Source organism: Streptomyces sp. NPDC022910, from assembly GCF_055561075.1.
On record NZ_JBVHHL010000001.1, the window covers coordinates 310,789 to 337,281 of the forward strand.

Genomic DNA, 26,493 nt, shown 5'->3' on the forward strand with positions numbered 1-26,493 from the left:
GGCCGTTCCGTCGGGTCGTCCGCCTCCTCGACCGGGTGCCCGTACCTATTCCGCCGCACATTGACCTCAACGTCGCTTGAGGTCCTAACGTCTGTCTTATGAGCATGGAGACCACTGCATGGCACCAGTTGCACAGCGTCATGAGCGCGCAGCAGGAGCGGCGCCCCTTCGCCCGCGCCACGCTGCGCCGCATCGGCGCTTTCGCCCGCCCGCACCGCCGCCGCATCGCGCAGTTCGTCGTGGTGAGCGTGGTGACGGCACTGCTCGCCGTCGCGACCCCCGTGCTCGCCGGCCGCGTCGTCGACGCGATCGTGTCGCACGGCGACCGGGGGACGGTCGTACGACTGTCGCTGCTCATCGCTCTCATCGCCCTCGCCGAGGCGGCGCTCGGGCTCCTCGGGCGCTGGCTGTCGGCCACGCTCGGGGAGGGCCTCATCCTGGATCTGCGGACGGCTGTGTTCGATCATGTGCAGCGCATGCCGGTCGCGTTCTTCACACGTACTCGTACGGGTGCGCTGGTCAGTCGTCTCAACAACGACGTCATCGGCGCCCAGCGCGCCTTCAGCAACACCCTGTCGGGAGTCGTCGGCAACCTGGTCACGCTGCTGCTCACACTGGCTGTGATGCTGACCCTGTCCTGGCAGATCACCCTGCTCGCCCTGGCGCTGCTGCCGGTCTTCGTGGTCCCCGCTCGCCGGACGGGCGGCCGGATGGCACGGCTGCAGCGGGAGGCCGCCAACCTCAACGCCGCGATGGGCACCCGGATGACCGAGCGTTTCTCCGCGCCCGGCGCCACGCTGGTCAAACTGTTCGGGCGCCCCGAGGAGGAGTCCGTGGAGTTCGCCGCGCGGGCCCGGCGGGTGCGGGACATCGGCGTGCGTACTGCGATGGCGCAGTCGGCGTTCATCACGGCGCTCACGCTGGTCTCCGCCCTGGCGCTGGCCCTGGTGTACGGCCTCGGCGGCTGGTTCGCCCTGCGCGGCAGTCTGGAACCGGGTGCCGTCGTCTCACTGGCGCTGTTGCTCACCCGGCTCTACGCGCCGCTCACCTCCCTCGCGGGGGCACGCGTCGAGGTCATGAGCGCCCTCGTCAGCTTCGAGCGCGTCTTCGAAGTACTGGACCTGAAGCCGCTGATCGAGGAGAGGCCGGATCCGCGGCGGGTTCCGGGCGGGCCGGTGGCGGTGGAGTTCGAGAACGTCCGCTTCGGCTACCCGGCCGCCGACAAGGTCTCCCTCGCCTCTCTGGAGGAGGTGGCCGTACTGGACACGCGTGGCGGAGCCGAGATCCTGCGCGGCGTCTCCTTCCGCGCCGAACCCGGGCAGACGGTCGCGCTCGTGGGCTCCTCCGGGGCCGGCAAGTCCACCATCGCCGCACTGCTCCCGCGGCTGTACGACGTCGACGAGGGCGCCGTCCGCGTCGGTGACGTCGACGTACGTGAGCTGAGCGCCGGGTCACTGCGCGAGACGCTCGGCATGGTCACCCAGGACGGCCACCTGTTCCACGACACGGTGCGGGCCAACCTGCTGCTGGCCCGCCCGGACGCGACCGAGGACGACCTGTGGGACGTGCTGCGGCGGGCCCGCCTCGACGACCTCGTACGCGCCCTGCCCGACGGTCTCGACACGGTCGTCGGCGAGCGCGGCTACCGCCTGTCCGGCGGCGAACGCCAGCGGCTGACCATCGCCCGCCTGCTGCTGGCCCGCCAGCGGGTGGTCATCCTGGACGAGGCCACCGCCCATCTCGACAACACCTCGGAGGCGGCCGTCCAGGAGGCCCTGACGGAAGCGCTGGAGGGACGGACCGCCGTGGTCATCGCCCACCGTCTGTCCACCGTGCGGGCCGCCGACGTGATCCTGGTCGTCGAGGCCGGCCGGATCGTGGAACGGGGTACGCACGAGGAGCTGCTGGCCGCGGGCGGGCGGTACGCGGAGCTGTACCGGACGCAGTTCGAGAAGTCGGCGGCCCGGGAGACGGAAGGGACGGCGGAGACGGAGGCCGTGGCGTAGGACCCCCGGCCCTGGCACGCGTCTCTCTGTGACCGGCCGCACACCGACCGCCGCCTCCCCCTCGTGCTCGCGCTGGGCGGACCGTGGCGTCACCTTCTCGGCCGTGAACGGCCCGAGTTTGTGCGCTTGGTCGTTCACACCTTGTCGCGCTCCCGAGTGCCCCCTACGACGGGACGGTCACGGGTCGCATCCACCCATCCCCGGTCAGGTTCGGGGGTGGGTGCGGGTGCGGTGACGAACACCACGCCGAGCGTGCGTGATCACGCACGTTGACCCCGGCGACGACGTCTGCGGGGCGTAGCCGAGAGTGAGGGAGAGCTCGCACCGACGGCAGCGGAAGTGGTCCCGGTCGGGCCGGTTGGCCCGCTCGGTGTGGCCGCAGGGTGGCCTGCGGCCACCGCACGATCTTCAGGAGTCCACACAACCCCCGATGATCACGCGGTGCCCGTACCCGTTCCCAGCCGGACCTGCGCAAGATCGCGAAACCACACTGGAGTACTAGTGGAGGTCCGTGGCGCGGTCGGCCCGCTCGGGCGACTGGGCCTCAGACGGACGCTATGTGCTCCAGCACCTTCGCGGCGGCGGCGATGTCGCAGCCCTCCAGACGCGAGAACACATGGCGTCGCACGCTCGCGAGATTGGTGGGCCATGCCTGCTTCAGCTGCGTCCACCCGGCACTGGTGAGAACGGCGAGCCAGGCCCTCCCGTCGTCGGGCGACTTCTCACGGATGACCAGCGACTGCGCCTCCAGCCGGTTCACCACTCGCGTCATGCCACTCAGTGACAGCCCACACATGGCGGCCAGCTCGCTCATCCGCATCTGGTTGTGCGGCGCCTCAGAGAGATGCACGAGGACCATGTACTCGGTACCCGAAATCGGATGCTCTTCCAGCATGTCCGCGTCGACGACCCGGGGCAGGAGTGTGATTACTCTCCCCAGAGCCCGTAGGAAGGCCTCCTCGTCGCGGTTCAAAGGCTTGATGGTTGTCACGTCTGCCATGGCCACAGTGTAAATGTCAGGGCTCGTTACAGACCGGGGCGTACCCGGTTTACATCCAAGGCTCCGGCCGCGGAAAGGAGAAATCCGCATCAGAAAATGACCGGTCGACTTATATTGCAGCGGAAACTAATGCCGTGCCTGTATGAAAAATCGATTGCCGCCCCTGGTCCTCAAAAGTCATCTCACGTGTTCGTAGAGACACGTGTTCGTAGAGACACGTGTCCGGTAAGCCCAGGGCGCCGCCCGCCGCGGTGTGCTGGGCAGGCGTCCGACGTCAGTGACCGGCGCTCTGGCCGCCGTCGACGTGCAGGATCTCGCCGGTGACGAAGGGAGCGTTGTCCAGATGGAGAACCACGTCGACGGCGTCCTGGATCTCGCCCCTCCGGCCGACCGGATAGTAGGCGTCGACCAGGCCGGCAGCGATGCCCTGGGACGCACCGGTGATGACGGCGACCCTCTGATCGGGTTTGCTCGTGATGATGCTCCGGAGAGAGGTGGTTGGCTCTGTGTTCCCGCCGACTGCCGATGGTTCAGGGGGCCGCCGCCGTTCGAATGCGCGATGCGCATGGCGCAGTGATCGTCACCGGCCGAGCAACTGCCCAATACCCTCCTCCGCCGTGTGGGCCGGACTGGGACGCCGCTGGTCCAGGCCGGACCTGCTGCTGGCCGCGCTCGGCGTCCAGGCAGTGGGTATCGCCCTGCCCGCGCTGGTCGGGGGAGTGGCGCCCGCACTGATCTCGGCGGTGCTGTTCGGCTCCACCTTCATCGGCGTGAGCACGCTGGCGCTGGCGGCCGGTACGCATCTGCGGTTCCCGCGCGCCGTGGCCCTGCTGACCGCCGGGTACTCCGTCGGGCAGATCCTCGGCCCGCTCGTGGCTACGCCCCTGCTGCGTCACGGCTACCACCAGGCCCTGCTCCTGGCCGCCGCCGTCGTGCTGGCCGCGGCGCTGACTGCGTTCGGGCTCCGCATCGGGTTCCCGCACACCATGCCGACGCCGGACGCCGGACGCCGGACGCCGGACGCCGGACGCCGTGCGGAGCGCGGAGACCGGGGCGACCGCCGAGGTCCCGACGGGCCGGTGACCCGCGTCTCCGGTACACGGCGGCGGGGATCCGGGAAGACCGTGAACCGATCCCCCGGGTCCGCACGTGTTTCTGCTGACAGGCCCCCGCCACCCCACCCCCTTGTGGCGGGACGGGGCGGCCGCTCCACGTGGTGCGCACTACGGGCGGCCGCCCACCTGAGTCCTGAACTCGGCTCCCGAAACGGTGAACAGGTGTCCTGAGTTGCTGTCCGTCCGAAGAAACGCGTTCCAGAGCAGTAACACGGTGTTTCTCAGTCGGGCGTACAGGCGTCAGGGCGGATGCAAGACGGCAGCCAGAAATCCGCTGGTCGGAATCGCCGTCGTGCCGGACCGGACCGGCGCGGGCCGTGACACCGATGGACGCACCGGGGTCCGTGTCCTTGCCACGACTCGTTCGAAATCCGCCCGCGGGCGCTGAGGACTTCGCCACGGCCTGTTGGTGGCACACCCACGCTCCCCAGGCTCACTTCACCCAGAACCTGGTGTGCTCGCTGCCCACGAAAAACGGCCGGATCACCCTCAGCGGACAGACACTGCAGGTCACGCAGGCGGGGGAGAGCAGCCGTACGGAACTGTCCGAGGAGGCCGTCCTAGCGGCGTACCGCGACCACTTCGGGATCGCCCTGGACCGTGCCCCGGAGCTGCGCGCGCCCCGGCCCGGACGGCCACGGCCGATTCTTGGACGGCGGCGACGGTGCCGCGACGGGCACCGTCGCCGTCCACCTCCAGGCCGCGCCGCCGGGTCAGGGCCGGTTCCCGTGTGTGCGGCGGACCATACCGCTGGCTGTCGTACCCGTCGACGGAGCGGTGGGCATGGGCCACTGACGCCGCGTTTCCCGGGCGGGACCACCTGGGAGGGCGGCCTCCTGCCCGGGCGGGACTTCGTTCCCGTCGCGGGACCCCGTACCTGGGCCCCGCAGGTGGGACTCCGCTTGCGAGACCCCGTACGTGGGACCCCGCACGCGGGGCGGAGCGGCCTGTGTCACCGTTCGCCGCTCCCGGACCGCCGCCATGCGAGCCGGCCTCCGCCCGCGCCGTGTCCGGCGGTCTACCGCCCGCCGGCGTCCCGGTAGGTCTCCAGCAGCCGCAGCCACACCTCACTGATCGTGGGGAAGGCGGGGACGGCGTGCCAGAGCCGCTCGATCGGAACCTCCCCCGCGACGGCGATCGTGGCCGAGTGGAGCAGTTCCCCGACTCCGGGCCCGACGAAGGTGACCCCGGCCACGGTGCCGTTCGTCGCGTCGACCAGCATGCGGGCCCGGCCGCGGTAGTCCTTGGCGTACTGCTGGGCGCCCGCCAGGCGGCCGAGGTCGTAGTCCACCACCTCGACCCGGCGGCCGGTGCGCCGCGCTTCGTGCGTGGTGAGCCCGACGGAGGCCACCTCCGGGGTGGTGAAGACGACCTGCGGGACGGCCACGTGGTCGGCGGTCGCGGCGTGTGCGCCCCAGCGGACGTCGTCGACAGGTGTCTTCCTGGCGCGGGCGCCGATGGCCGCGCCGGCGATCCGGGCCTGGTACTTGCCCTGATGGGTCATCAGCGCGCGCCGGTTGACGTCGCCGACGGCGTAGAGCCAGCCGTCGGCGACGGCGGTCACCCGGCAGGTGTCGTCGACGGTGAGCCAGTCGCCGGGCGTCAGGCCGACGCTCTCCAGGCCGACGTCCGTCGTGCGCGGCGCGCGGCCGGTGGCGAACAGAATCTCGTCCGCGGTCAGTTCCGCGCCGTCGGCCAGGGTGATCCGTACCGTGCCGTCCCCACCGTTCTCGCGCCGCACGGAGGCCACCTCGGTGCCCAGTCGTATGTCGACGCCGGCCTCGCGGAGCCCTTCCGCCACCAGTTCACCGGCGAACGGCTCCATCTTCCTCAGCAGGCTCTCGCCGCGCGCCAGCAGGGTCACGCGGGAGCCGAGCGCCTGCCAGGCTGTCGCCAGCTCGACGGCAACCACGCCGCCGCCCACCACGGCGAGGCGCCCGGGTACGCGGTCGGCGGTGGTGGCCTCGCGGTTGGTCCACGGGCGTACGGTGTCGAGTCCGGGCAGGTCGGGCAGGGCGGTGCCGGTGCCGGTGCAGAGCGAGACGGCGTGCCGCGCGGTCAGCCGGACGGTGTCCCCGGCGGGTGTCTGTACCGACACCTGCCGGGGACCGGTGAGCCGGCCGTGACCGCGTATGAGGTCGACGGAGACCGAGTCGAGCCAGTCGACCTGGTCGTCGTCCTTCCAGAAGGCGGCCATGCGGTCGCGATGCGCGAGGACCGCGTCCACGTCCAGCGGCCCTTGCACCGCCTGGCTCAGCCCCGGGACCCGGAGGGCGTCGGCGCGTGCCATCACCGGCCGCAGCAGCGCCTTGCTGGGTTCGCAGGCCCAGAACGAGCATTCGCCCCCAAGCAGTTCGCGTTCCACGATCACCGTGCTGAGCCCGGCGGCGCGGGCCCGGTCGGCCACGTTCTCACCGACCGGGCCCGCTCCTATGACCACCACGTCGTAGGTGCGGAGGGTCTCGTTCATCACATGCTCCTGTCCCTGGTGGAGTGCTCCGGCCTCCACCGAGGGGCCCGAGCTCGCATTGCTTCAGCCGTGTCCGGCGAGCGGACTCGTCGTCACCGGCCGGGAAGCCGGGTGGTGACCTCCTGCAGTACCCACCCGTTGCCGTCCGGGTCGCTGAAGGCGGCGAACGAGCCGTAGCTGGCGCGCTCCGGGTGCGGGCCGCTGACCCGTCCTTCCTCCGTGCCACGGTGGAACACCCCGCCGGCGTCGTGGAAGATCTCGCCCATCTCGATGCCGCGCTCGACGAGTTCGTCATGGGCGGCCTCGATGTCCGAGACGATGAGGTGCAGGCCCTGGACGGAGCCGGGTGCGGCCGTGGTGACCCCGGTGCCGAAGAGGATCGAGCACTGGGAGCCGGGCGGTGTCAGGTGCACCACGCGGTAGCTGTCGTCGGCCACGTAGTCGACGTCCAGACGGAATCCCGCCTTCTCGTAGAAGTTCTTGGCCCGGTCGACGTCGGAGACGGGCAGCACTACAACTTCGAGCTTCAGATCCATGGTCGCCTTCACTGGTGCGGATGAGAGGTGTCGCGTTGCGGCATACCGCCAGCGTCACCGGTTGAACAGGTGACATCCTGGCAGCCTGCCAAGTCACCTGTCAAACGGGTGACGGGTTTGTCTCCGGTTCGGTCCTCATCGGACACGTTCTGCGACGCGCCGCCGCCAGGAGTGCAGTACGCGGGCGCCGTGGACATCGTCTTCCACGGCAACATCGGTGACATCCGCGTCGTCAACCGTCGCCTGTCCGCGGACGAGTTCCTGACGGCCGGGTGAGCAGTCGCGGCGCAGCCGTCCCGCCTCCGGCCGCGTGCCGGAGAGACGACGCAGCAGGGCGCCTTCGATGTCGCGCTCAGCCAGTTCGGAGTGAGGTTCTTCGACGATCCGGACGCGGCCTTCGGCGACGTCGCGCGGGCGCTGCGACCGGGCGGGACACAGGCCTTCCTTTGCTGGCGTCCCATCGCCGAGAACGCGTGGTTCAGACTGTCTTTCGATGTCGCGGCGGGGCTCGCCCCCGTACCCCGTGCCGGAGCGCCACGGGTCAACACGTATGTATCGGCCGGGGTGTCACCCCTGGACGCCTTCACACGATGCGTCGCGCGAAGGATGTCCTGTTACTCTCACGTTCAACCGCGCGAGCGCGACGCATGTGTGTCGTTCTGCACCCAACAAACCTTCAGGTCATCGATGCCGAATGGACTGTGCCTCGCGTCCGTCAATCCCCCGCAAACGAGAGGGTACGTTCGCGTGTCACAGAAGTTCGATGTTCACGTTCCGGTGCTGATAGTCGGTGGCGGCGGGGCAGGACTCACCTCCTCCATCCTCCTGTCCAGGCTCGGTGTTCCGTCGTTGCTCGTCACCCGCTACCCAGGGACGACGACGCTTCCGCGAGGACACTCGCTCAACCAGCGTTCCATGGAGATATTCACTGACATGGGAGTGTCCGACGACATCAGACGGCAGGCCACGCCCCCGGAGAACGCGAAGGCCGTCGTCTGGTACTCCGGGCTCGCCGGCGGCGGGCCGGAGGGCGCGCACGGCCGCCGTCTGGGATCGGTGGAGTTCCTGGGCGGTGACAACGACCCGGACTACGTCGCGGCGAGCCCCGAGTCCAACGCCAACCTCTCCCTGCTGCGCCTGGAGCCGATCCTGAGGGCGCACGCCGAGAGCTAGGACCAGGCGACGGTCCGGTTCCACCACGAACTGGTCGGCCTGGAACAGGACGCCGACGGCGTGACGTCGACCGTCCTGAACCGGGCCACCGGCACCGCCTACACGGTTCGCTCCCGCTACCTCCTCGGTGCCGACGCGGGCCGCACGGTGGGGGAGCTGGCCGGCGTCAAGGTGACGATGCGCGAGCGTCTCCGCAAGCTGGTCAGCCTCTACGTGTCCGCCGACCTGTCGGAGTACCTGCCGGGCGACGACTCCGTCATCAGCTGGGTGTTCAACCCGGAGTACCCGGAGCACCTGGACTTCGGCGGCGTGCTCCTCTCGCAGGGACCGGAGCGCTGGGGCCGGCACACCACGGAGTGGGTGCTCTCCGTGTCCTGGGCCGATGTGGACAAGTCGCAGCCGGAGAAGATGCTGCGCTGGGCCGGCGAGGCCCTGGGCATCCCGGACCTGAACGCGAAGATCCTCGGGGTGAGCGAGTGGCATCTGGAGCGCTTCCTCATCGACGACTTCCGGGTCGGCCGGGTCTTCATGCTCGGTGACGCCGCGCACCGTGTTCCCCCGGCGGGCGGCCTGGGTCTCAACAGCGCCGTCCAGGACGCTTACAACCTGTGCTGGAAGCTCGCGGCCGTGCGAAACGTTCCCGCGTGGGTTTGTAGAACCCCCGCTCCTCGGCCAGTGCGGTCACGACCGGCTTCCAGTACCGCCACCAGGTCTCGACCGCCTCCTCGTCGGTGTCGGCGACGAGCCCCAGGGAGTGCTGGCCGACCGGCTGCGGGCCGTGCCCGGACTGCTGGAGTGCCCGGTGGTAGAGATCGCCGTGGGTGGAGAAGCGTTGCGGACGTCCGCCGACGACGGCCAGCATCAGGGGCAGGCCGTAGCGGGCGGCGCGCAGCACGGAATGCGGGCTGCCGCCCACACCGATCCAGGTGGGAACGCCTCCCGGGCGCATCCGGGGACGCAGCCGCTGTTCCGTGAGCGGCGCGCGGAACGCGCCGGTCCACGTCACCGTCTCCTCGCGCTGCAGACGCATGAAGAGCTCGAGTTTCTCCTCGAACAACGGCTCGTAGTCCGTGAGGTCGTAGCCGAACAGGGGGAACGACTCCGTGGCCGACGCACGGCCGAGCACGAGCTGGGCACGGCCGTTCGACACGGCGTCCAGCGTCGAGAAATCGTGGTAGAGCCGCACGGGATCGTTGGTGCTGAGCACCGTCACCGACGTTCCCAGGCGGATGCGCTCGGTGGCGGTGGCCACCGCGGCGAGCAGGACGGGAGTGGCGCTGTCGACGTGGCCCGGCCGGTAGTGCTCACCGATGCTGAACACGTCCAGCCCCGCGGCTTCGGCGAGCTTCGCCTCCTCGACGAGCAGCCGCACGGTCTCGGCGTCGTCGAGTGTCCGGCCGCTGTCCGAGCGACCTCCCCGAACGAGTTCAAACCTATCTCGAAGGCCGGGGCCGTCATGGTGTCCTCCTCGGGCAGCCTCGCAGCGGCAGACCACTCTCCACCACATCTGTTTGACTAGTCAAGTATCTGTCGTGTTGGCCGAATGTCAACTTCGACGGCTCGCGATGGACCGCGCGCCGCCGCGAATACTTGCTTGACGGATCAAATAATGCATATGGTTGCCGCGTCAAGTTAGTGAGGTGTGACCAAGTGGTAGCCCACACCACGAAACCGCACGGCTGCTCCGATCCGGCGTCCGAACGCCGGCAGGCGGACCGTCCGCGTGACGACCGGCAGGGGCAGGAGACCGTCACTCGCAGGATCCTGCGGCACCTGGCGACCGGGGCGGCGGCGCTCGCGCTGCTCCACGCGGCCCTCCTCGGAGTCTCCTCCTCCGCCGACTCCCCGCTCGAACCCGACCGGCTGGACACGGCGCAGACCATGGCTGTCGTCCGCCTTCTCGCTCCCTGGCCCCTGACGGCCCTGGTGCCGCTGTGGCTGGCACACCAGCGTCCGGCGGCCTACGCCCGCGCCGCTCTCGCGCTGCTGTCGTCCAGCGCGGCCGGGCTGGCCTACACCTGCTGGATGCCTCTGGAACACCTCCCGGCGCGTGAGGGCAGCCTCCTCGGCGACTACCTATCCATGCCCGGTGCGCTGACGGGTTGGTGCCTGCTGATCGCGCTGGCGGTCACCAGCGCCGTCTCGTCGTCCCGAGCGCGTGTCGCCGTCATGACGACGGCGCTGGGTGCCGTCGCGACGTCCGTCCTGACCACCGAGCACACCGGGCTCGCCGCCACGTTCGCCGCGGGCGTGCCGCTTCTGAGCTGGCTCCTCGCGGGACGCCTCACGCGCCAGGGCGCACGGTCCCGCGGCCCCGCGGACGCCTGGGAGCCGGAAGGCCGGGTGGAGCCGGTGCGCAGGCGCGCCGGAGCCCGGAAACGGATACCGGGCGGCCTCCGCGCCCTGCGGGAGGCGGGCTGACGGCCATGCACCTCGACAGTGTGATCGAGGCGGCCGGATGGTGGTCGTACGCTGCGGTGTTCGTCCTCACGGCCGGGGAGACCAGCGCCTTCATCGGACTTCTGGTGCCCGGCGAGACGGCCGTCCTGTTGGCGTCGGCCGTCGCCGGCCGGGGCGAGCTGAACGCCCCCCTTCTCGCGGCCGTCGTGGTCGCGGGCGCCGTCACCGGCGACAACCTCGGCTATGCCCTCGGCCGCTGGTGCGCGCGGCGGCCCGACCGGCGGCGGCCCCTCAAAGCCCTCGTCTGCCACCGCGACGGACGAGCCCGGGCCTTCCTCACCCACCATGGCGGGGCAGCGGTCTTCACGGGCAAGTTCATCGGCTTTGCGAGGACCTTCCTGCCCTGCGCCGCCGGCTCGTCGGGCATGCCCTACCGGCGCTTCCTTCTCTACAGCACCACGGCGTCGCTGGTCTGGGGCACCGGAACGGTGCTGCTGGGCTTCGCCGGTGCTGCCGCGACCGGACTGCTGCGCACGGCCGGCGCGGTCGCCATCGCCGCGGTGACGGCCGTGACGGTTCCGACGCTCGTCGTCGTCAAGGTCCTCGCACGACGCCGACGCCACCGGCCGGTCACCAGGTCCAGGGTCGTGGCGTGCGGCGGGCCGCGGCGCTCGCCGGCGCGGAGCGCGGCACGTGAGTTCACCCATTCACAGGAGGTATGAGTCATGGGAGGCGTTCGTCTCCGCGGTGCAGACCATACTGGACTGCGCCCGCCGGGTGAGGCCGTTGCGCCCGTCCGCGCAGGACCCGTCCGCCGACGGTATGGCGGTGCTCGTGCAGCCGATGATGCTGGTGAGCGTGGTGCGGGGCGGCCCCGACCGGCTCGTGGACGGCAGTACGCAGGGGTAGCGCCACCAGTTCACCCGGCGCGCCCGCCTGCTCGGCCCCGGCCCGGTCGCCGAGACCCTGCCGGGCGTGCTCCAGCCCCTGAGGAGGACCTCTGGGTGGCCCCGATGTCACACGGCCTGGCCACGGCGCTCGACATCGCCGGGGCGGCCCTCCGGCGCAGGCTGCGCGAGCTGCCCGTCGCCCGTTCTCAGACGGCCCACCCGGAGCCGACCGGCAGCGCGAGAAGGTTTCTTTCGCGTTCTGCCACAGCCCGTGCCGCTGCACCGTCAGAGCACCTCCTGGGACAGCGGAACAGGCGGCTGATCACGCCCCTGATCAGCCGCCTGTGGATGTGCCTCCGGGCCCGGGCGGCGACCGGTGACCGTCAGACCCGGCGTCAGTGACCGGCGCTCTGGCCGCCGTCGACGTGCAGGATCTCGCCCGTCACGAACGCGGCGTTCTCCAGGTAGAGAACCGCGTCGACGATGTCGCTGACCTCGCCCATCCGCCCGACCGGGTGCAGGGCGGCGAACATCTCGAAGTACTCCTCCGAGTGCATCGGGGTCTTGATGACGCCCAGGGAGATGGCGTTGCTGCGGATGCCCCGGGTCGCGTACTCGATGGCCAGCGCCTTGGTGGCGGACTGGAGGCCGCCCTTGGTCAGGGAGGCCAGCAGCGAGGGCACTGCGGAGAGGGCGTGGTCGACCAGGCTCGTGGTGATCTGGACGACGTGGCCGCCGCCCTGACGGAGCATCTGCTCGACGGCGAGCTGGGTGATCCGGAAGAACCCGCTCAGGTTGACGCCCGTGACCGCGTCGTAGTCCTCCTGGGTGTATTCGGTGAACGGCTTCGCGACGAAGATGCCGGCGTTGTTGACGAGGGTGTCGATGCGGCCGAACCGCTCGATCGCGGCGGCGGCGACGCGCTCGGCCGTGGCGGGGTCGGCGATGTCACCCTGAACGGTGACGACGTCCGGGTCGTCCGAGGCGGCGATGGTCCGCGACGTGGCGACCACGGCATGACCGAGCTTGCGATACGCCTCGACCAGGCCCGCGCCGATCCCCTGGGAGGCACCGGTGATGACGGCGACCTTCTTGCCGGAGTTGCTCATGACTGTCTTCTTCGCTTTCGGTGTGACGGCGGTGGTTCCGACCGGTCCGTGTCGGCCGGTCACGCCGCACAACGAGCCGATCGGTCGTCTAATTCCGGCGCCCGCCCCGCCGGTATCGGCGTCGCGCCGCTCTGACCTGCTGTAGGAGCCTGTGCCTATCAGCTGGGAGTCAACACGTCACCGAGCGCCGCCCCGCCGACCGCCGCTCCGTAGCACGGGCCTCATGGAGTTGCGTCAGGTGCGGTACTTCGTCGCGGTGGCCGAGGACCTGCACTTCGGGTCCGCAGACATCCGCCCCCCAATCAGCGACTGAAGCCACTGAACTATGCCATCCCGTCGAACAACACCAACGCCACCGTCTACGCGATCGCCGAACGAGCCGCTGACCTGCTGTGCCGCTCCTGGAGGCCCTGACACCTCGTCCCGAGCGGGAAAATCCCGGCCGACTCGTGAACCCCGAACGACACCGGGACCGTTCACCCATTGAAGGCTCCCGCCGCGAAGACATGGATTGGCTGGCTTCGCAGCGGGTGGAGCGGTCGTCCTTCCGTCTCACCCGGACGGGGAGGGCGACCGCTGCGCACGTGTGCCGCTCCGCTCGCCCCCCGAGCGGAGCGGCACACGTCCACGGGCCGCGCACGGCACTTCACGCGACGGTGTACGTCACCGACCGCTCGTGCTTGTGGCGGCGGATACGTCCCTTGGCCACGAGTGATTCAAGGGTGTTGCGCACCACCTGGGGGGTCGGGGTCCGGTCGGGGTGCTTGGCGAGGAGTTCGTCCCTCAGTTCCTTCGCGAAACGTGGCTGGTCCTGCGCGCGGAGCAGGTCCAGCAGGATGTCCGCGAGCAGAGGCTGCCGCGACTTGCCCCTCGCCTTCCTCCTCGCCGTGCCGTTCTGGGCCTTGGCCGACCTGACCTGCCGGACCGTAGGTTCCTCCTGGGCCTGCTCGGGGAGGGGTGGCGGTTCGCCGACGTCACCCTCGTGCCGCTCGGCGAGGGCCAGGATGTCGATGAGGAGGGCTTCCTCCCGCTTCAACATCTTGATGGTCTGGGCCAGTTCCTGCTGTCGTCGGCGATTCTCCTCCAGATCCGACGCGGCTCGTGCGACGTACCGCGACCGGAGCGTGGCGGTTGACTGGCTGGTCACAACCGTTCACTCCCTCGTTATGCTGATGATGCGCATGGTACCCACGCCCGAGTACACATGCAGAAAAGTGTCGAGGGTCAGTGTCTCGCGCACCATCACGATCAGGCGGTGTCCACCGCCGCGGGGTCACCGTCCGACGGGTCCGCCGTGTCCGGCCGGCCGCGCCAGTCAGGTGTGCACAGCCCGCCCGCGCCAGTCAGGTGTGCACAGCCCGCCCGCGCCAGTCAGGTGTGCACAGCCCTCCGGCGGACTCGCATACGGCCTGACCCAGCGCCACGACCGCTTCGGACAGCTCCGCGGGCAGGGAAGCCGGCCGCGCAGGCGACGGAACGCCTGGCAGCAGCTTTCCCCAGAGCGGCCCCGGGGAGTGCGATTGTTCCGGCGCCGCACCGCGGCCCGGCACGCCGACCGGATCGGGGACGGCGCCGTGACGGCCGGACACCGCTCGGGCCTCCCGCACCACACGATGCCAGCACGTGTGGGACGGGGTGTGCGTCCCCGGGCCACTGCGGAGCGGGTCGTCACACGTGTCCGGCGCGGTGCATCCGGACACCTGGGCCGCCGGGGACAGGGCGATCGCGGCGGCGCGGAGGGCTACCTCCGCCCGGGCCGTCGTCAGGGCCCCCAGGACGCTGCGGGCCAGCTCCGGGCCCGACATCTCCTTGAACCGGTTGGTGGGAAAGCGGACTGCCGACGCCCGGCCGTCGGCGCACACGGTGGCCTCCACCACGCCGTCCGCGGACGACGCCGTCACCGACAGCGTCCGCAGCTCCTCCTCGGCCCGAGCCATGGCGTCGTACCGCTGGGCGAACTCGGCAAGGACCTCTTCCACGCGGTTTCCCGGAGGCGTATCCACCGTTCCGTTCCTCCTGTGTTGGTGCAGCGACTCGGAGTCGGCGTGCTACCAGAGACACACGAGGCATCGGCAGCTACGGTTCACGCGGCCGGACCGCCGTCTCCACACGACCATCACGACCTGGCCATCGCGTGTTCGCACCCCGCGGGCCGACCGCCGTCCGTGACGGGCGGCCGGCCCGGCGCGGGACGGCATCGCGGCGTCACAAGCGCAGCAGTTTTCCGACACCCCCGTCCGCCTACAGTGCGCATGTGCGAGACCGCATCCGGTCTCCGACCGCAGAACGACAGAGCATCAGAACGGCTCAGGGGACTATGACCACGCCCTCCACGGCACAGAACCGGGCAGAGACGCTTGGCGCCATCGTGACGGAGCACCGGGACGGGCTTGTCTCGTATGCCGAAAGAATGCTCGGCGACCGTGGGCTCGCCGAAGACATCGTGCAGGAAACGATCATCCGGGCCTGGCGGAATCTCGACCGCCTCATCGGCATGGAAGGATCGGTCAGGGGCTGGCTGCTCACCGTGACCCGTCACCTGGTCATCGACTGGGTGCGCAAGCCGCACACGCGCAGGGAGGTCGTCGGCGCCGTCTACAACGAGCCGCTGTCGGGCACCGACAGCACCGAGGCGGTGCACCACGCCATGACGGCCAGGCCGCTTCTTCACGGGCTGTCGCCGGAGCACCGCGCGGTGCTGGTGCACATCTACCTGTACGACCGCACCCTCAAAGAGACCGCCGGAATCCTGGGAGTGCCGATGGGAACGGTCAAGTCCAGGCACCACAACGCTCTGCGCAAGCTCCGTGGCGCGGCACGGCTCGAGGCGTCCTGAGACGTGGCCGCGGGGCCGCCTCCCGCTCAGCGGTCGACGCGGCGCGCGAATGTCTTCAGTGTCGAGCACAGTTGCCGGCGGAACGTTTCGCCCCGGGGGAAGAGCCCCATGTCCTCGACGAGAGACGGCAGCAGATGTCTCTCGGCGATGATCCACTCTGCGGCTTCCGCTCTCTCGTCGAACTGCTGAGGCCGTACCCCGGGGCGCGGGGGCGGCAGGATCAGGGCCCTGCGGTGCGCGGCGATCAGCGCGGTGGCGGCATCGGCGCTGTACAGATAGTGCTCGACCATCCGGGCGCGTGCCGCGGACCGCACGCTGGCCGGATCCCGCCGGGAGCTGAGTTCCGCGGCGAAACCGCGCAGCAGTTCATGACACGCGTACCGGCCCGGTACGAGTTCGACGAGCAGGTGGTGATCCGTGAGTTCCGCCATGTCCGCGTGCGTGGCCCACAAGTCGGTGCCGGCCAGGCTGGCGGCGGCCCGCGCGGTGATGTCGCGCGCGGGGTGCAGGCTGAGCAGCCTGAACAGTGACGCGGCACTGTGGCTCAGCGCTTCGTAGGAGGCCGTGAAGGCGCTCCTGACATCGGTGCGGACATCCTGTGTGGCCAGGGCCGCGAGGCTGCTCCGGTCGTCCTGCAGTTGCGCGGCGAGCGAGGCGAGGGAGAACGTCGGTTGCAGCAGCGCCCGGGTGCTCGCGACGGCCAGCGTCAGCGGCAGTCCTCCGCACACTTCCACGATCTCCTCGGCCGCGGCACGCTCGCCCCTGAGCCGGTCCGCGCCCAGGCGGCGTTCGAGGAGTTCGAGGCTTTCCTGCCGGGTCATGGGGTTGAGCGTGACGATCCGGGCGTCGTCCGTCACGGCCAGCCCCTCCAGCCGCCGACGGCTGGTGACGATCGTCAGACAGCCGGGTGTGGCGGGCAGCAGGGGACGGACCTGTTCACTGTCGCCGGCGTCGTCCAGGACGAGGAGCAGCCGACGCCCGGCCAGGGCCCTGCGGTACGCGGAGCCCAGCGCGGCGGCGCCCGGCTGCGCGGGAATCGTTTCGGTGTCCAGCGCTTCGAGCACCGTGCGCATGGCGTCGCTGGGGTCGAGAGGCGCTCGCGACGTGTGGTGGCCCCGGAGATCCACGTAGACCTGTCCGTCGGGATAGCGTGCCGCCGCCAGGTGGGCGACGTGGACGGCCAGGGTCGTCTTGCCCACTCCCGCCATGCCGCAGACCGCGGCGATGATGGCCGGGGCCGGGCTCTCCCCCTCCAAGGGCAGCAGTTCCAGGAACCGGTCGAGCGCCGACCGCCGGCCGGCGAAGGACGCGCAGTCCGGGGGTAGTTGGGACGGCACCGACGCGGCCGAGGCAGGGCCCGCCGGCCTGCGCACGGGCGCGGTGAGCCTGCGTTGCAGCAGGTGCTGCTGGGCGGCTCGCAGTTCGGGGCCGGGGTCGACGCCAAGCTCGTCGGCCAGACTGCGGCGGATGTGGTCGAACTGCCGCAGGGCCTCGGCCTGCCGGCCGGTGGCGGCCAGGGCGGCGATCAGCCGGGCATGCACGGCTTCGTCGAAGGGGTGGCCGTCCAGCGCCTGGCGCAGGGCGGTGAGCACGTCTTCCGTCAGCGCGGGTGCCGCGGTCAGGACGACGTCGGCGGCTTCCTTGACCGCCGCGACGAACTCGTGCCCGACCGCGGTGAACACCGGATGCCGGCACACGTAGCTGCCGTCGGCGACGACGGGGCCGCGCCAGAGCCGGAGGGCCTCGACGAAGCGGTGGGCGGCCCGCGCGGGGTCTCCGGCCCTGGCCGCGAGCCGCGCCTGCGTGCACAGGTCACGGAAGTGCAGGAGATCGGAGCCCGAGGCGTCGACCGGCAACCGGTAACCATCGGCGGCGCGTACGAGGTGCTTGGCGTTGGACCGGCTGCGCAGCTGCGGCTCCAACGTTCTGCGCAGGGCACCGATGTGCCGGTGCACCACGTTGGCCGCGCTGGCCGGCGGCTCGTCGTCCCACAGGACGTCGACCGCCTCGCTCAGTGTGAGGGGGCCGGGCGCGCGCAGCACGAGCAGGGCGAAGAGGGCCAGTCTCTTGGGAGGGCCGAGATCGAGTTCGTCGGCCCCGCGCAGCGCGCGCACGGGGCCGAGGATCGAATAGCGCACTACCGCGTCCATTTCCCGTCCGACCTCCCCGCCGTCGGGACCGATGTCATACGTCACGTACTGCTCGCATGGTGGACGCGGAAAGGAAAGTAGAGGATCGTTCAGGTTTGCTAAGTCGAGTAAATGGGAAATTCCTTGACCTGTCAAGGAGATGCGCGGTGGGCGGCGGGCGGGTACGGCCCCCGCCCTCCGTGGTCAGGGACGCAGGTCCACCCAGTTCCCGTGCGGCGCGGTCCGCAGCAGCGAGGACAGGCCTGCTTCGTCGAAGGCCAGTTTCAGGTCGGCGCCTCCCTCGGAGAAATGGGCCCAGCCGTCGTAGTGGGCCGGCACCACCACCTCCGCACCGAGGACGGCCGCTGCCGCAGCGGCCCGCCGGCTGTCGAGGGACAGCGGGCGGCCCTCGAACTTCGCCGGCACACGCGCCGCCCCGGCGTGCAGCACGGCCGCGGTGACGTCCGGGACGCGGCGGGAGATCGATCTCCTCATCGCATCGCCGGTGCCAGTGGTCTCGTTCACTTTCGGTGTCCCCGATCCCGCGGTCGTCGAGGCCCTGCGCCGGTCCGGGACCACCGTCCTGCAGAGTGTCACCTCCGCCGACGAGGCCCGGCAGGCGCCAGAGGCGGCGGTGGACGGGCTCGTCCTGCAGGCATCCGCCGCGGGAGGGCACTCGGCCACGTTCACCCCGGAGAGGCTGCCCGCCCCGTGCCGCTGCCGGTCTGATCGCCGACGTCCGCCGCGGCACCGCACTGCCGATCGTCGCCGGCGGAGGCATCGCCGGCTCCGCCGACGTGACGGCCGCGCTGCGCGCCGGCGCGGACGCCGCCGCGGTCGGCACCCTGTTGCTGCGCACGGACGAGAGCGGGGCCGCTGCTCCGCACAAGGCCGCGCTGGCGGATCCGGCCTTCACGGAGACCGTTCTGACCCGTGCGTTCACCGGACGCCCCGCACGCGGCCTGCGCAACCGATTCATCGAACGGTACGAGGCGGTCGCCCCGGTGGGTTATCCGGCCGTGCACCATCTCACCGCCCCGTTGCGCAAGGCGGCCACCGCCGTCGGCGACACCCGGCTCATCCACCTGTGGGCCGGCACGGGCTACCGGGAGGCGAGGACCGAGAGTGTCAGCCGCACCCTTCAGCGGCTCGCCGGTCAGCTGTGACCTGACGCGCTCGGCGCCGCCGCGTGGCGCGCAGCGCGTACCACGCGGTCGCGGCCGAGAGCAGGACGAGTGCGGCGGTGGCCGCGGCCAGGAGCACCCCGGTGAGAGGCGGTCCGACCCGGACGCCGGTCGCCACGAGCAGCCTGACGGTGAAGTTCGTGCTCGCCGTCACGGGGAAGCTGAAGACCCACAGCCCGGGGTGGAACGCGGGCTGACGCAGGTCGGGCAGGAGGAAGGCGACGAGAAGGACCGTGAAGAACAAGGTCCCCGCGAAGCCGTAACCGACCGGGCCGAAGCTGCCCTTGTGGGCCGCGGTCCAGGCGATGCCGCCGGTGGCCGGGGGAATGGTCAGAACGGCGAGTGCGGGCCGTGCGGGCTGCGGCAGCGGCCCGGTGGTGACGAGTCCGCCCAGAACGACGGTGCCGAAGGTCAGCCAGTACAGCAGCCCGACCCCGAACGCCGCGTCGGCGACGCCGGGCAGCTTGAGCGACGAGGCGACGGCGCTCGCGATGAACGGGGCGGAGGAGACGGGTAGCAGATAGCCCGGGTGCAGCACGGTTGCGCTGAGCGAACCGGTGAGCCAGTGGGCGAGCAGCCGGGCGGCGACCAGGGCGGCGAGAAGGGCGAAGACCGCGTATGCCCATCGGGCGCGGTCGAGCCCGAACCGGGAGAAGTGACCGGTGATCAGCATCCCGATGATGGGCACGTAGGCGATGGCGAAGCCCTGGGCGGGATGACGGAGGTCGTGACGGAGGTTGCGCCACCTGGCTCCGCCGTGACGCAGATACTGGGCCAGCAGCACGAGCCAGATCAGACCGCTGACCGTGTAAAAGACGTCGCTGACCGGCAGGGCTCCCTGATGGACGGTCGCCGCCGACTGCCAGGCCCCGCCGAGACCGGCGGTGCCGAGCGAGACGGACCGCGCGGACCGTGTGTCCGTCCGCGGTGGCGTTCTCTCTGACGTTGTTCACGCAAGGTCCTGAGGAAGCCCGCCGCCGGGGCGGGTGGGGGCGGGATGTCGAGCAGAGGGCGGACAGGGCGAGACACCCGTGCGGGCGGAGTCCTCGGACTCCGCCCGCACGGCACCGCACGGCACCGCGAGGGCCGCACTCCTCGCGGGCGGCGGGGTGACTCAGGCCGCGGTGTCCAGTACGACGCGGAACCGGGCCTCGCCCGAGAGCATCCGCTCGTATCCCTCCATGGCCTGGGCGAAGGGCACGACCTCGACGCTGGGCCGGATGCCGTGGGCCAGACTGAAGGCGAGGTTGTCCTCGTTCTCGATGGAGGAACCGGTCAGACTGCCGACGATGGCGTGAGTGCCGAAGATCAGGTCGGGGGTCGAGACCGTCAGCGGGTCGGGCGCGGCACCGACGACGACCAGCGTGCCGTTCGGGGCCAGGCCCCGCACCAGCGGGCTCATGGACGCACCACTGGACGCGGTGGCGACGATGATCGAGGCGCCGCCCAGATCGCGCAGTGCGTCTCCCGGGTCGACGACGGTGCTGTCGATGTACTCGTCGGCGCCCAGCTCCCGGGCGAGCGCCTCCTTCTCCTCGCCCCGCGCCACCGCCGCGACCCGGTAGCCGAGGCTGCGCGCGTACTGCAGGGCCAGGTGGCCGAGCCCTCCGATGCCCTGCACGGCGACCAGGGACCCGGCCCGGGCGTGACCCTGCTGCAGCGCGGTGAAGGTGGTCAGGCCGGCGCAGAGCAGCGGCGCCGCGTCGATGGCGGAGAGGCCGTCAGGAATGCGCGCGAGCCCGCTGGCGCGGGCGTAGACCACCTCCGCGTAGCCGCCGTCGGTGGTCGTTCCGGTCTGCGGCTGGTTCAGGCAGTTGACGAAGTCACCGCGGCGGCAGGGCTCGCACTCCCCGCAGTGCCCGTTCAGGAAGCCGACACCGACGCGGTCGCCGGGCTGCCAGGCGGTGACACCGACGCCGACGGCGTCGATGATTCCGACGACCTCGTGCCCCGGGACGACGGGCTGCGAGGGGTCCGCGCGCAGGCCCTCGATGGCCAGCACGTCGGTATGGCAGACACCGCAGGCCTCCACCCGCAGTCGGACGTGTCCGGGTTCGGGGTCGACCAGCTCACGTTCGACCAGCCGGAGGTTGTGGACACCGGTCGCCTCGAAGGCTCGGTACGTGGACATGCTGCTCCTGAGTGTTTGTTGTCAGCCAGGTGGGATCAGGGACGAGGGGCCGACCTGAAAATGACCGGTCGACTTAAATCGAGTCTAGCCGATGCGCCGGCCACGGCTCCTGCGCGCCTGCGACCGGTCCGCCCGGGGTTTGACTCCCGTTGAGGCGACCGCTCATATTGGACGCGAGGTGATCGAGGATGGGACGTGTGTCCAAGCGTGAGGAGATCGCGCAGGCCGCCCTGCGACAGTTCCAGGCGAGGGGCTTCAACGCCACGGGCATCAGCGACATCACCACCGCCGCCGGCGTCCCCAAGGGGTCGTTCTACAACCACTTCTCCAGCAAGGAGGAGAGCGCCTTGGAGGCGCTGAACCGGTACGCCGCCGGCTTGCGGTTCGACATGCTCACCACGCCGGGACGGCCTCCGCTCGAGCGACTGCGGGCGCACTTCGAGTATCTCGGCGGGGACACCCTCGACAACGGATTCGTCCGCGGCTGCCTGGCCGGCAACTTCGGCGCGGAGATGGCGGATCACAACGAGGAGATCCGCTCGGCCGTCCAGCGGGGATTCGGCCGCTGGGCCGAACACATCCAGCGGGTGCTCACCGAGGCCAAGGAGGCCGGTGCCCTCGACAGCGCCCTCGACGTGACGGACACCGCCCTGTTCGTCCTGAGCGCCTGGGAAGGCGCGCTCATCGCGGCTCGGGCCGACAAGTCCGCGGCGCCGGTCGAGGCGTTCTTCCGCATCGTCTTCGGCGTCATTCTGCGCTAGCTAGACCCCGCGCATCCCCACGCGCCCCCGGGTTTCTCGTTCCGGGGTGCCGCTCCTTCGGCTCATCCCCGCGCGCCCTGTCTGACCAGGGCGGACGGACGCGGACGTGGACGGGCGCACGTCGACATGCTTCGGCAACGTCTCCTCGCAGCTCAAGCAGTTCATCGACACGCTCGGCGGCCTCTGGGCCGAGGGCAAGCTCGCGGACAAGGTCTACAGCGGCTTCGTCTCCACCGCCACGGATCACGCCGGCCACGAGTCCACCCTGCTCGCCCTGTACAACTCCGTGCACCACTTCGGCGGCATCACGGTCACGCCGGGCTTCACCGACCCGCAGAAGTTCGTCGACGGCAACCCCTACGGCACCTCGCACGCCGACGGCCAGGGCGCCAAGCCCGTCGGCGAGGTCACCCGCCTCGCCGCCGGCATCCAGGCCGAGCGCGTCGTGAAGATCGCCGCCGCCCTCAAGGCCGCCGCCTGACCAGGCCACCCGACATACCCCCCTGTCGGCGCCACCGCCTGGTCGCCGACAGGTATCCAGGACGGCTCGACGGGACGGGACGGCGCCGGGTACATGCCGCGCCGTCCGGCGGTGACTGGCCGAGCATGTTCTCGCCGAGCGATTGCCGCTCGGGTGCCGTGGGGCAGTCCTCCCGCCCCGGAAGCCCCCCAGAGTCCCGCAGCCCCGCAGCCCCGAAGAACCGAGAGGACGAACGACGATGAAGGAATTCCTGGTCGTGCTCACCACGACCGTGCCCGAGGGCACCGACCCCGCCGAGGTCGACCGGCGACGCGCGGCCGAATCCGTACGGGCCAGGGAACTGGCCGCCACCGGACACCTGTTCCGGCTGTGGCGCCCGGTCGGCGAGCTGCGCAGCGTCGGGGTGTGGCGCGCGGACGACGAGGCCGGCCTGCGTGAGAAGGTGCTCGGCACGCTGCCCCTGTGGCCGTGGATGAACGCCGAGATCACCGCCCTGCAGCCACACCCTAACGACCCGGGCCCCACCGGCCTCACCGTCTGATCCACATGGGGCGCGGATTTGTGGCGCGCCCCTCCGTGAGAGGAGAAAACCGATGAACGGCACAGGAGCACAAGAAGCCGTCCTGCGTGGCGTCATGGACCAGTGGAAGACCGCGGTCGACGCGCACGAGCCGGAGAAGGTCGCGGCGCTCTTCACCGAGGACGCCATCTTCCAGGGGCTCCATCCCTACAGCGTCGGCCGGCAGGGGGTCTTCACGTACTACGACTCCCAGCCGATCGGACTGGCGGCCGAGTACCAGGTGCTGGAGACGCGGAGTCTCGCGGACGATGTCCTGCTCGGGTATCTCGACGTCGACTTCAGTTTCACCGACCGGCCGGACATCCACGTCACTCTCAGCGTCGTGCTCAAGCGTGTGGCCGACCGCTGGTACATCTCCCACTACCAGGTGACCAGGCTCGGCTGACGCGCTTCGCGCACGGTCACCGGGGCGGGGCCCGCTCCGCCTCCACTGGGTGTCGTCGGCAGGCTCTGTCCCACCGTGTCACCATCCTAATCGGTTAAACCGGTGACGGTGTTGAGGTGTTTCGAACACACCGGTCGGCAGGGCCTGCGTCACGTGGGAAGCGCGCCGTGAAGACCGTCGCCACGTCGAAGGAGCACAGACATGGCGGGACGGCCGAATCAGGACCGTGAAGGGGCACCGGTGGGTCGGCGCGCGCTGTTGGGCATGCCGGCCACGGGCGCCGCGGGGCTCGCCGCCGCACCGTACCTGCAACGCGGCTGGGAGGGGTTCCTCGCTGCGCGTGCTCGGCGTGTACGCGGCCCATCCCCACCGTCTGCGGGAACGCGCCGGCTGACACCGTCACAGGTGTGAGGCGTGGCACAGCGTCAAACCACCTGCTTTATTGACGCGTCAACTATCGCGTGCTCTACTTGTTTTGACAAGTATTTGCGGCCGGGCCAGAACTGACCTCAGGCACGGCCGACCCATGAAAGGGCGTCCTCATGACCAAGATCGGTATCATCATCGGCAGCACTCGGCCGGGCCGTAACGGTGAAGCCGTCGCTCGCTGGGTGCACGAAGTCGCCTCCGAGCGCACCGACGCCCAGTTCGAGCTGGTCGATCTGCTGGACTACAAGCTCCCCGTCCTGGACGAGGCGTACCCGGCCTCCCTGGGCAACTACACCCAGCCGCACACCCAGGCCTGGGCCGAGAAGATCGCCTCCCTCGACGGCTTCGTCATCGTCACGCCGGAGTACAACCGCTCCGTGCCGGGCGCGCTGAAGAACGCGATCGACTTCCTCTACGCCGAGTGGAACAACAAGTCCGTCGGCTTCGTCAGCTACGGCTCGATCGGCGGCGCCCGCGCCGTGGAGCATCTGCGTGGCATCGCCGGTGAGCTGCAGCTGGCCGACGTCCGCGCGCAGGTGGCGCTCTCCCTGTTCACGGACTTCGAGAACTTCTCCGTGTTCAAGCCGGCCGACATCCAGCGTGACACGCTCGTCACCGCGCTGGACCAGGTCGTGGCGTGGGCCAAGGCCCTCGCTCCGCTGCGCGCCAGCTGAATGACCTCGCCGGCTTCGGCCGGCGACATCCCGGTCCCTGTTGTCCAAGAGCGGAGGACGACGGTGACCGCTGCCGGCCGGGGCCGCTTCCCGGAGGAGGGGAGCGGCCCCGGCCGGCCATGTGCCGTGCGGCCCCCCTTCGCGCGACACCCTGAGCGGCGGTGCGCCGCCTCCCGGCGGCCGGGCGCGAGGTTCCCCGGCCGTACGACGGCGGCCCCTGGCCATCGGGACCAGGGGCCGCCCCGGATCCAGGACCTTCGGGCCCCGGTGTGCCGTCAGGACGCGGCTGTGACGGAGGCCGGCCGGGCGTTCAGCAGCGCCAGACAGTTGGCCCAGAGCGAGCCGAGCGGTGAGGTGGTGTTGTAGAGCTTGGCGAACAGCACCTGGCCCTCCAACTGCGCGACCACGGCCCGGGCTGATTCGCGGGTGTCGCTGACGGCGACCTCCCCACGGCTCTGGGCCTCGGTGACAACCGCTTCGATCATGTCGACCTGGTCCTCGAAGATCTCCTTGAGCCGGTCGCGTACGGCCTCGCTCTGGTTGCACATCTCCAGGGAGAGGTTGCCGAGCATGCAGCCCGCGATCGATCCGCGGTTCTCCCGGCCGGCCCGGTGCTCGGCCTCGGTGGCCTCGAAGAGCTGGCGCAGTCGCTGGAGGGGCTCCGTGTCGCTCTTCAGGATGCGGGTCCAATCGCGCCGCTCGGCGGCCCAGTGCTCGTCGATCACGGTGAGCGCGAGGGCTTCCTTGGACTCGAAGAAGTAGTAGAAACTGCCCTTGGGTACCTCGGCCGCCTTGCAGATCTCGGCCACGCCCAGCGCCGAGTAGCCGCGCAGCTCGATGAGTGACTGCGCAGCGTCGAGGATCTTCTTCCTGGCGTCACTTGTGCGTCCCATAGGGCCAGTATACGACCGATCTACTATAAAGGGGGGGCGGTCCGCTGCGCTAGACGTCACGCGAGCCGCTGAACCAAACGAGGCCGCGCATACGTGTGATAGGTGTCCCCGGCATCGGCCGGCGAGGATGTGTGCCGTATGGCAGGGCCGTCCGTTGTTCAGCATCACCGTCCGCGATCACCTCATGGTCGCCCACAGCTTCCGCGGCGAGGTCTTCGGCCCCGCCCAGCGACTGCACGGAGCGACGTTCCTGGTGGACGCCACGTTCCGGCGCGACCAGCTGGACGATGACAACATCGTCGTCGACATCGGCCTGGCCGCCCCGGAACTGGGCGCGGTCGTCGGCGAGCTCAACTACCGCAACCTCGACGACGAGCCCGACTTCGCGGGGATCAACACGTCCACCGAGTTCCTGGCCAAGGTCATCGCCGACCGGCTCGCCGAGCGCGTCCGTAGCGGCGCGCTGGGGGAGGGCGCCCGCGGCATCGCCGGGATCACCGTCACGCTCCACGAGTCGCACATCGCGTGGGCGAGTCATGAGCGTGTGCTGTGAGGGGGCACCGCCCGCGGCGGGGGCCCGCCGGATGAACCGCACCGCCCGCGCGTTCTGGCTCCGTTCTCCGGGTCACGGCGAGATACGTGACGTCTCCTCAAGGTCGCCGAGCTCGCTCCCCGGGCCGCCATCGACTCCAACCCGGCCTGGGCCGCCGACCACGCGGCCATCGCCGACATCCCCGAGGCCACCCCGGCGGACGTCGAGTGGGCCGACGCCGTCATCTTCGGCACGCCGACCCGCTTCGGCAACGTCTCCTCGCAGCTCAAGCAGTTCATCGACACGCTCGGCGGCCTCTGGGCCGAGGGCAAGCTCGCGGACAAGGTCTACAGCGGCTTCGTCTCCACCGCCACGGATCACGCCGGCCACGAGTCCACCCTGCTCGCCCTGTACAACTCCGTGCACCACTTCGGCGGCATCACGGTCACGCCGGGCTTCACCGACCCGCAGAAGTTCGTCGACGGCAACCCCTACGGCACCTCGCACGCCGACGGCCAGGGCGCCAAGCCCGTCGGCGAGGTCACCCGCCTCGCCGCCGGCATCCAGGCCGAGCGCGTCGTGAAGATCGCCGCCGCCCTCAAGGCCGCGGCTGAGGCCGAGGCCGGCACCGAGGAGGGCCCGCGGCGCTGGTGGCAGCGCCGGCGCCGGTGACACCACGCGTCACCGCAAGGACCCCACACATCCCGGGGGCTATAGACGTCCGGTCGCCTATATTGTCCGTACGGACGGCCGAACCCCTCGGCAGGCAACCGGAAGGT

The 26,493-nt window shown here is 70.5% G+C and carries 24 protein-coding genes and 7 pseudogenes; 18 read left to right on the forward strand and 13 right to left on the reverse strand.

The window, feature by feature from the left end; genetic code table 11:
- The first annotated feature begins 104 nt into the window (after positions 1-104).
- Positions 105-2,006 carry an ABC transporter ATP-binding protein gene (locus tag ACZ3TS_RS01655; RefSeq protein ID WP_467612623.1) on the forward strand — a complete coding sequence of 634 codons (1,902 nt, stop codon included), beginning with the start codon at positions 105-107 and terminating at the stop codon, positions 2,004-2,006.
- Between the two features lie 544 nt (positions 2,007-2,550).
- Here the strand turns inward: ACZ3TS_RS01655 and ACZ3TS_RS01660 are convergent.
- Together ACZ3TS_RS01660 and ACZ3TS_RS01665 are read right to left on the reverse strand one after the other, a co-directional pair.
- Positions 2,551-3,006 (reverse strand): MarR family winged helix-turn-helix transcriptional regulator, encoded by a 456-nt coding sequence (locus ACZ3TS_RS01660; RefSeq protein ID WP_467612505.1) that lies wholly within the window; start codon positions 3,004-3,006, stop codon positions 2,551-2,553.
- Between the two features lie 274 nt (positions 3,007-3,280).
- A pseudogene (locus ACZ3TS_RS01665) lies at positions 3,281-3,409 on the reverse strand (3-oxoacyl-ACP reductase); the annotation flags it as partial.
- Positions 3,410-3,608: 199 nt separating this feature from the next.
- Between ACZ3TS_RS01665 and ACZ3TS_RS01670 the strand changes: the two are divergent.
- Together ACZ3TS_RS01670 and ACZ3TS_RS01675 are read left to right on the forward strand one after the other, a co-directional pair.
- A pseudogene (locus ACZ3TS_RS01670) lies at positions 3,609-4,025 on the forward strand (YbfB/YjiJ family MFS transporter); the annotation flags it as partial.
- A gap of 422 nt (positions 4,026-4,447) precedes the next feature.
- Positions 4,448-5,164, forward strand: coding sequence for an arylamine N-acetyltransferase (locus tag ACZ3TS_RS01675; RefSeq protein WP_467612508.1), 717 nt, complete (start codon positions 4,448-4,450; stop codon positions 5,162-5,164).
- Here ACZ3TS_RS01675 and ACZ3TS_RS01680 read toward each other — a convergent pair.
- Entirely contained in the window at positions 5,140-6,591 is a 1,452-nt protein-coding gene (locus tag ACZ3TS_RS01680) for a dihydrolipoyl dehydrogenase family protein (protein ID WP_467612511.1), read from the reverse strand. The two genes, ACZ3TS_RS01675 and ACZ3TS_RS01680, sit on opposite strands and share 25 nt — an antisense overlap.
- Positions 6,592-6,683: 92 nt before the next feature.
- The gene (locus ACZ3TS_RS01685; RefSeq protein ID WP_467612514.1) at positions 6,684-7,127 is read right to left on the reverse strand and encodes a VOC family protein; all 444 of its coding nucleotides are present in this window, start codon (positions 7,125-7,127) and stop codon (positions 6,684-6,686) included.
- A gap of 117 nt (positions 7,128-7,244) precedes the next feature.
- On the opposite strand from ACZ3TS_RS01685, the gene ACZ3TS_RS01690 reads away from it, so the two are divergent.
- Positions 7,245-7,403 carry a hypothetical protein gene (locus ACZ3TS_RS01690; RefSeq protein WP_467612517.1) on the forward strand — a complete coding sequence of 53 codons (159 nt, stop codon included), beginning with the start codon at positions 7,245-7,247 and terminating at the stop codon, positions 7,401-7,403.
- Between the two features lie 90 nt (positions 7,404-7,493).
- Positions 7,494-8,873 (forward strand): annotated as a pseudogene (locus ACZ3TS_RS01695) (FAD-dependent monooxygenase); the annotation flags it as partial.
- Positions 8,874-8,877: 4 nt separating this feature from the next.
- Here the strand turns inward: ACZ3TS_RS01695 and ACZ3TS_RS01700 are convergent.
- Positions 8,878-9,672 carry an LLM class flavin-dependent oxidoreductase gene (locus ACZ3TS_RS01700; RefSeq protein ID WP_467612520.1) on the reverse strand — a complete coding sequence of 265 codons (795 nt, stop codon included), beginning with the start codon at positions 9,670-9,672 and terminating at the stop codon, positions 8,878-8,880.
- A gap of 278 nt (positions 9,673-9,950) precedes the next feature.
- Between ACZ3TS_RS01700 and ACZ3TS_RS01705 the strand changes: the two genes are divergently transcribed.
- The 3 genes from ACZ3TS_RS01705 to ACZ3TS_RS01715 are packed head-to-tail and all read left to right on the forward strand — an operon-like array spanning position 9,951 to position 11,609.
- A complete protein-coding gene (locus tag ACZ3TS_RS01705; RefSeq protein ID WP_467612523.1) occupies positions 9,951-10,721 on the forward strand; it encodes a hypothetical protein in 771 nt (256 codons plus the stop codon).
- A 5-nt stretch (positions 10,722-10,726) separates the two neighbouring features.
- A complete protein-coding gene (locus ACZ3TS_RS01710; RefSeq protein WP_467612525.1) occupies positions 10,727-11,422 on the forward strand; it encodes a DedA family protein in 696 nt (231 codons plus the stop codon).
- 25 nt (positions 11,423-11,447) lie between these two features.
- Entirely contained in the window at positions 11,448-11,609 is a 162-nt protein-coding gene (locus tag ACZ3TS_RS01715; protein ID WP_467612528.1) for a hypothetical protein, read from the forward strand.
- A 376-nt stretch (positions 11,610-11,985) separates the two neighbouring features.
- Here ACZ3TS_RS01715 and ACZ3TS_RS01720 read toward each other — a convergent pair whose 3' ends face one another.
- The 3 genes from ACZ3TS_RS01720 to ACZ3TS_RS01730 form a co-directional block, all read right to left on the reverse strand.
- The gene (locus ACZ3TS_RS01720; protein ID WP_467612531.1) at positions 11,986-12,699 is read right to left on the reverse strand and encodes an SDR family NAD(P)-dependent oxidoreductase; all 714 of its coding nucleotides are present in this window, start codon (positions 12,697-12,699) and stop codon (positions 11,986-11,988) included.
- Between the two features lie 646 nt (positions 12,700-13,345).
- On the reverse strand, positions 13,346-13,846 hold the full coding sequence (locus ACZ3TS_RS01725) for a hypothetical protein (RefSeq protein WP_467612535.1): 501 nt from the start codon (positions 13,844-13,846) through the stop codon (positions 13,346-13,348).
- A gap of 196 nt (positions 13,847-14,042) precedes the next feature.
- Positions 14,043-14,702 (reverse strand): YbaB/EbfC family nucleoid-associated protein, encoded by a 660-nt coding sequence (locus ACZ3TS_RS01730; RefSeq protein WP_467612538.1) that lies wholly within the window; start codon positions 14,700-14,702, stop codon positions 14,043-14,045.
- Positions 14,703-15,016: 314 nt separating this feature from the next.
- Between ACZ3TS_RS01730 and ACZ3TS_RS01735 the strand changes: the two genes are divergently transcribed.
- Complete coding sequence (locus ACZ3TS_RS01735; protein WP_467612541.1) at positions 15,017-15,535, forward strand: sigma-70 family RNA polymerase sigma factor; 519 nt, start codon at positions 15,017-15,019, stop codon at positions 15,533-15,535.
- A 26-nt stretch (positions 15,536-15,561) separates the two neighbouring features.
- Here ACZ3TS_RS01735 and ACZ3TS_RS01740 read toward each other — a convergent pair whose 3' ends face one another.
- Together ACZ3TS_RS01740 and ACZ3TS_RS01745 are read right to left on the reverse strand one after the other, a co-directional pair.
- Positions 15,562-17,685 (reverse strand): AfsR/SARP family transcriptional regulator, encoded by a 2,124-nt coding sequence (locus tag ACZ3TS_RS01740; RefSeq protein ID WP_467612544.1) that lies wholly within the window; start codon positions 17,683-17,685, stop codon positions 15,562-15,564.
- Positions 17,686-17,868: 183 nt separating this feature from the next.
- Complete coding sequence (locus tag ACZ3TS_RS01745) at positions 17,869-18,189, reverse strand: hypothetical protein (protein WP_467612547.1); 321 nt, start codon at positions 18,187-18,189, stop codon at positions 17,869-17,871.
- On the opposite strand from ACZ3TS_RS01745, the pseudogene ACZ3TS_RS01750 reads away from it, so the two are divergent.
- Together ACZ3TS_RS01750 and ACZ3TS_RS01755 are read left to right on the forward strand one after the other, a co-directional pair.
- Positions 18,176-18,298 (forward strand): annotated as a pseudogene (locus tag ACZ3TS_RS01750) (nitronate monooxygenase); the annotation flags it as partial. The gene ACZ3TS_RS01745 and the pseudogene ACZ3TS_RS01750 overlap by 14 nt on opposite strands.
- A complete protein-coding gene (locus tag ACZ3TS_RS01755) occupies positions 18,255-18,830 on the forward strand; it encodes a nitronate monooxygenase (protein ID WP_467612550.1) in 576 nt (191 codons plus the stop codon). The pseudogene ACZ3TS_RS01750 and the gene ACZ3TS_RS01755, both read left to right, overlap by 44 nt.
- On the opposite strand, the pseudogene ACZ3TS_RS01760 reads toward ACZ3TS_RS01755, so the two are convergent.
- Positions 18,793-19,737, reverse strand: a pseudogene (locus ACZ3TS_RS01760) (SLAC1 family transporter); the annotation flags it as partial. The gene ACZ3TS_RS01755 and the pseudogene ACZ3TS_RS01760 sit on opposite strands and share 38 nt — an antisense overlap.
- Before the next feature lie 225 nt (positions 19,738-19,962).
- Positions 19,963-20,979: an alcohol dehydrogenase catalytic domain-containing protein gene (locus tag ACZ3TS_RS01765; protein ID WP_467612553.1), complete on the reverse strand. Its 1,017-nt coding sequence runs from the start codon at positions 20,977-20,979 to the stop codon at positions 19,963-19,965.
- A 188-nt stretch (positions 20,980-21,167) separates the two neighbouring features.
- On the opposite strand from ACZ3TS_RS01765, the gene ACZ3TS_RS01770 reads away from it, so the two are divergent.
- The 5 genes and pseudogenes from ACZ3TS_RS01770 (at position 21,168) to ACZ3TS_RS01790 (ending at position 24,289) form a co-directional block, all read left to right on the forward strand.
- The gene (locus tag ACZ3TS_RS01770) at positions 21,168-21,740 is read left to right on the forward strand and encodes a TetR/AcrR family transcriptional regulator (protein WP_467612556.1); all 573 of its coding nucleotides are present in this window, start codon (positions 21,168-21,170) and stop codon (positions 21,738-21,740) included.
- A gap of 118 nt (positions 21,741-21,858) precedes the next feature.
- Positions 21,859-22,221 (forward strand): annotated as a pseudogene (locus ACZ3TS_RS01775) (NADPH-dependent FMN reductase family protein); the annotation flags it as partial.
- Positions 22,222-22,459: 238 nt separating this feature from the next.
- The gene (locus ACZ3TS_RS01780; RefSeq protein ID WP_467612559.1) at positions 22,460-22,762 is read left to right on the forward strand and encodes a muconolactone Delta-isomerase family protein; all 303 of its coding nucleotides are present in this window, start codon (positions 22,460-22,462) and stop codon (positions 22,760-22,762) included.
- A 52-nt stretch (positions 22,763-22,814) separates the two neighbouring features.
- The gene (locus ACZ3TS_RS01785) at positions 22,815-23,186 is read left to right on the forward strand and encodes an SgcJ/EcaC family oxidoreductase (RefSeq protein WP_467612562.1); all 372 of its coding nucleotides are present in this window, start codon (positions 22,815-22,817) and stop codon (positions 23,184-23,186) included.
- Positions 23,187-23,728: 542 nt separating this feature from the next.
- Positions 23,729-24,289: an NADPH-dependent FMN reductase gene (locus tag ACZ3TS_RS01790; RefSeq protein WP_467612565.1), complete on the forward strand. Its 561-nt coding sequence runs from the start codon at positions 23,729-23,731 to the stop codon at positions 24,287-24,289.
- A gap of 275 nt (positions 24,290-24,564) precedes the next feature.
- Here ACZ3TS_RS01790 and ACZ3TS_RS01795 read toward each other — a convergent pair whose 3' ends face one another.
- Positions 24,565-25,182 (reverse strand): TetR/AcrR family transcriptional regulator, encoded by a 618-nt coding sequence (locus ACZ3TS_RS01795; protein ID WP_467612568.1) that lies wholly within the window; start codon positions 25,180-25,182, stop codon positions 24,565-24,567.
- Between the two features lie 154 nt (positions 25,183-25,336).
- Between ACZ3TS_RS01795 and ACZ3TS_RS01800 the strand changes: the two genes are divergently transcribed.
- Positions 25,337-25,735: a 6-pyruvoyl trahydropterin synthase family protein gene (locus tag ACZ3TS_RS01800; RefSeq protein WP_467612571.1), complete on the forward strand. Its 399-nt coding sequence runs from the start codon at positions 25,337-25,339 to the stop codon at positions 25,733-25,735.
- Positions 25,736-25,825: 90 nt separating this feature from the next.
- Positions 25,826-26,386: pseudogene (locus ACZ3TS_RS01805) on the forward strand (NAD(P)H-dependent oxidoreductase); the annotation flags it as partial.
- Between the last annotated feature and the right edge of the window lie 107 nt (positions 26,387-26,493).

Coding starts and splice junctions, on each gene's coding strand:
- ACZ3TS_RS01655 (WP_467612623.1), top strand. CDS start 105: ATGGAGACCACTGCATGGCACCAGTTGCACAGCGTCATGAGCGCGCAG.
- ACZ3TS_RS01660 (WP_467612505.1), bottom strand. CDS start 3,006: ATGGCAGACGTGACAACCATCAAGCCTTTGAACCGCGACGAGGAGGCC.
- ACZ3TS_RS01675 (WP_467612508.1), top strand. CDS start 4,448: ATGGACGCACCGGGGTCCGTGTCCTTGCCACGACTCGTTCGAAATCCG.
- ACZ3TS_RS01680 (WP_467612511.1), bottom strand. CDS start 6,591: ATGAACGAGACCCTCCGCACCTACGACGTGGTGGTCATAGGAGCGGGC.
- ACZ3TS_RS01685 (WP_467612514.1), bottom strand. CDS start 7,127: ATGGATCTGAAGCTCGAAGTTGTAGTGCTGCCCGTCTCCGACGTCGAC.
- ACZ3TS_RS01710 (WP_467612525.1), top strand. CDS start 10,727: ATGCACCTCGACAGTGTGATCGAGGCGGCCGGATGGTGGTCGTACGCT.
- ACZ3TS_RS01720 (WP_467612531.1), bottom strand. CDS start 12,699: ATGAGCAACTCCGGCAAGAAGGTCGCCGTCATCACCGGTGCCTCCCAG.
- ACZ3TS_RS01735 (WP_467612541.1), top strand. CDS start 15,017: ATGACCACGCCCTCCACGGCACAGAACCGGGCAGAGACGCTTGGCGCC.
- ACZ3TS_RS01740 (WP_467612544.1), bottom strand. CDS start 17,685: ATGGACGCGGTAGTGCGCTATTCGATCCTCGGCCCCGTGCGCGCGCTG.
- ACZ3TS_RS01765 (WP_467612553.1), bottom strand. CDS start 20,979: ATGTCCACGTACCGAGCCTTCGAGGCGACCGGTGTCCACAACCTCCGG.
- ACZ3TS_RS01770 (WP_467612556.1), top strand. CDS start 21,168: ATGGGACGTGTGTCCAAGCGTGAGGAGATCGCGCAGGCCGCCCTGCGA.
- ACZ3TS_RS01780 (WP_467612559.1), top strand. CDS start 22,460: ATGAAGGAATTCCTGGTCGTGCTCACCACGACCGTGCCCGAGGGCACC.
- ACZ3TS_RS01785 (WP_467612562.1), top strand. CDS start 22,815: ATGAACGGCACAGGAGCACAAGAAGCCGTCCTGCGTGGCGTCATGGAC.
- ACZ3TS_RS01790 (WP_467612565.1), top strand. CDS start 23,729: ATGACCAAGATCGGTATCATCATCGGCAGCACTCGGCCGGGCCGTAAC.
- ACZ3TS_RS01795 (WP_467612568.1), bottom strand. CDS start 25,182: ATGGGACGCACAAGTGACGCCAGGAAGAAGATCCTCGACGCTGCGCAG.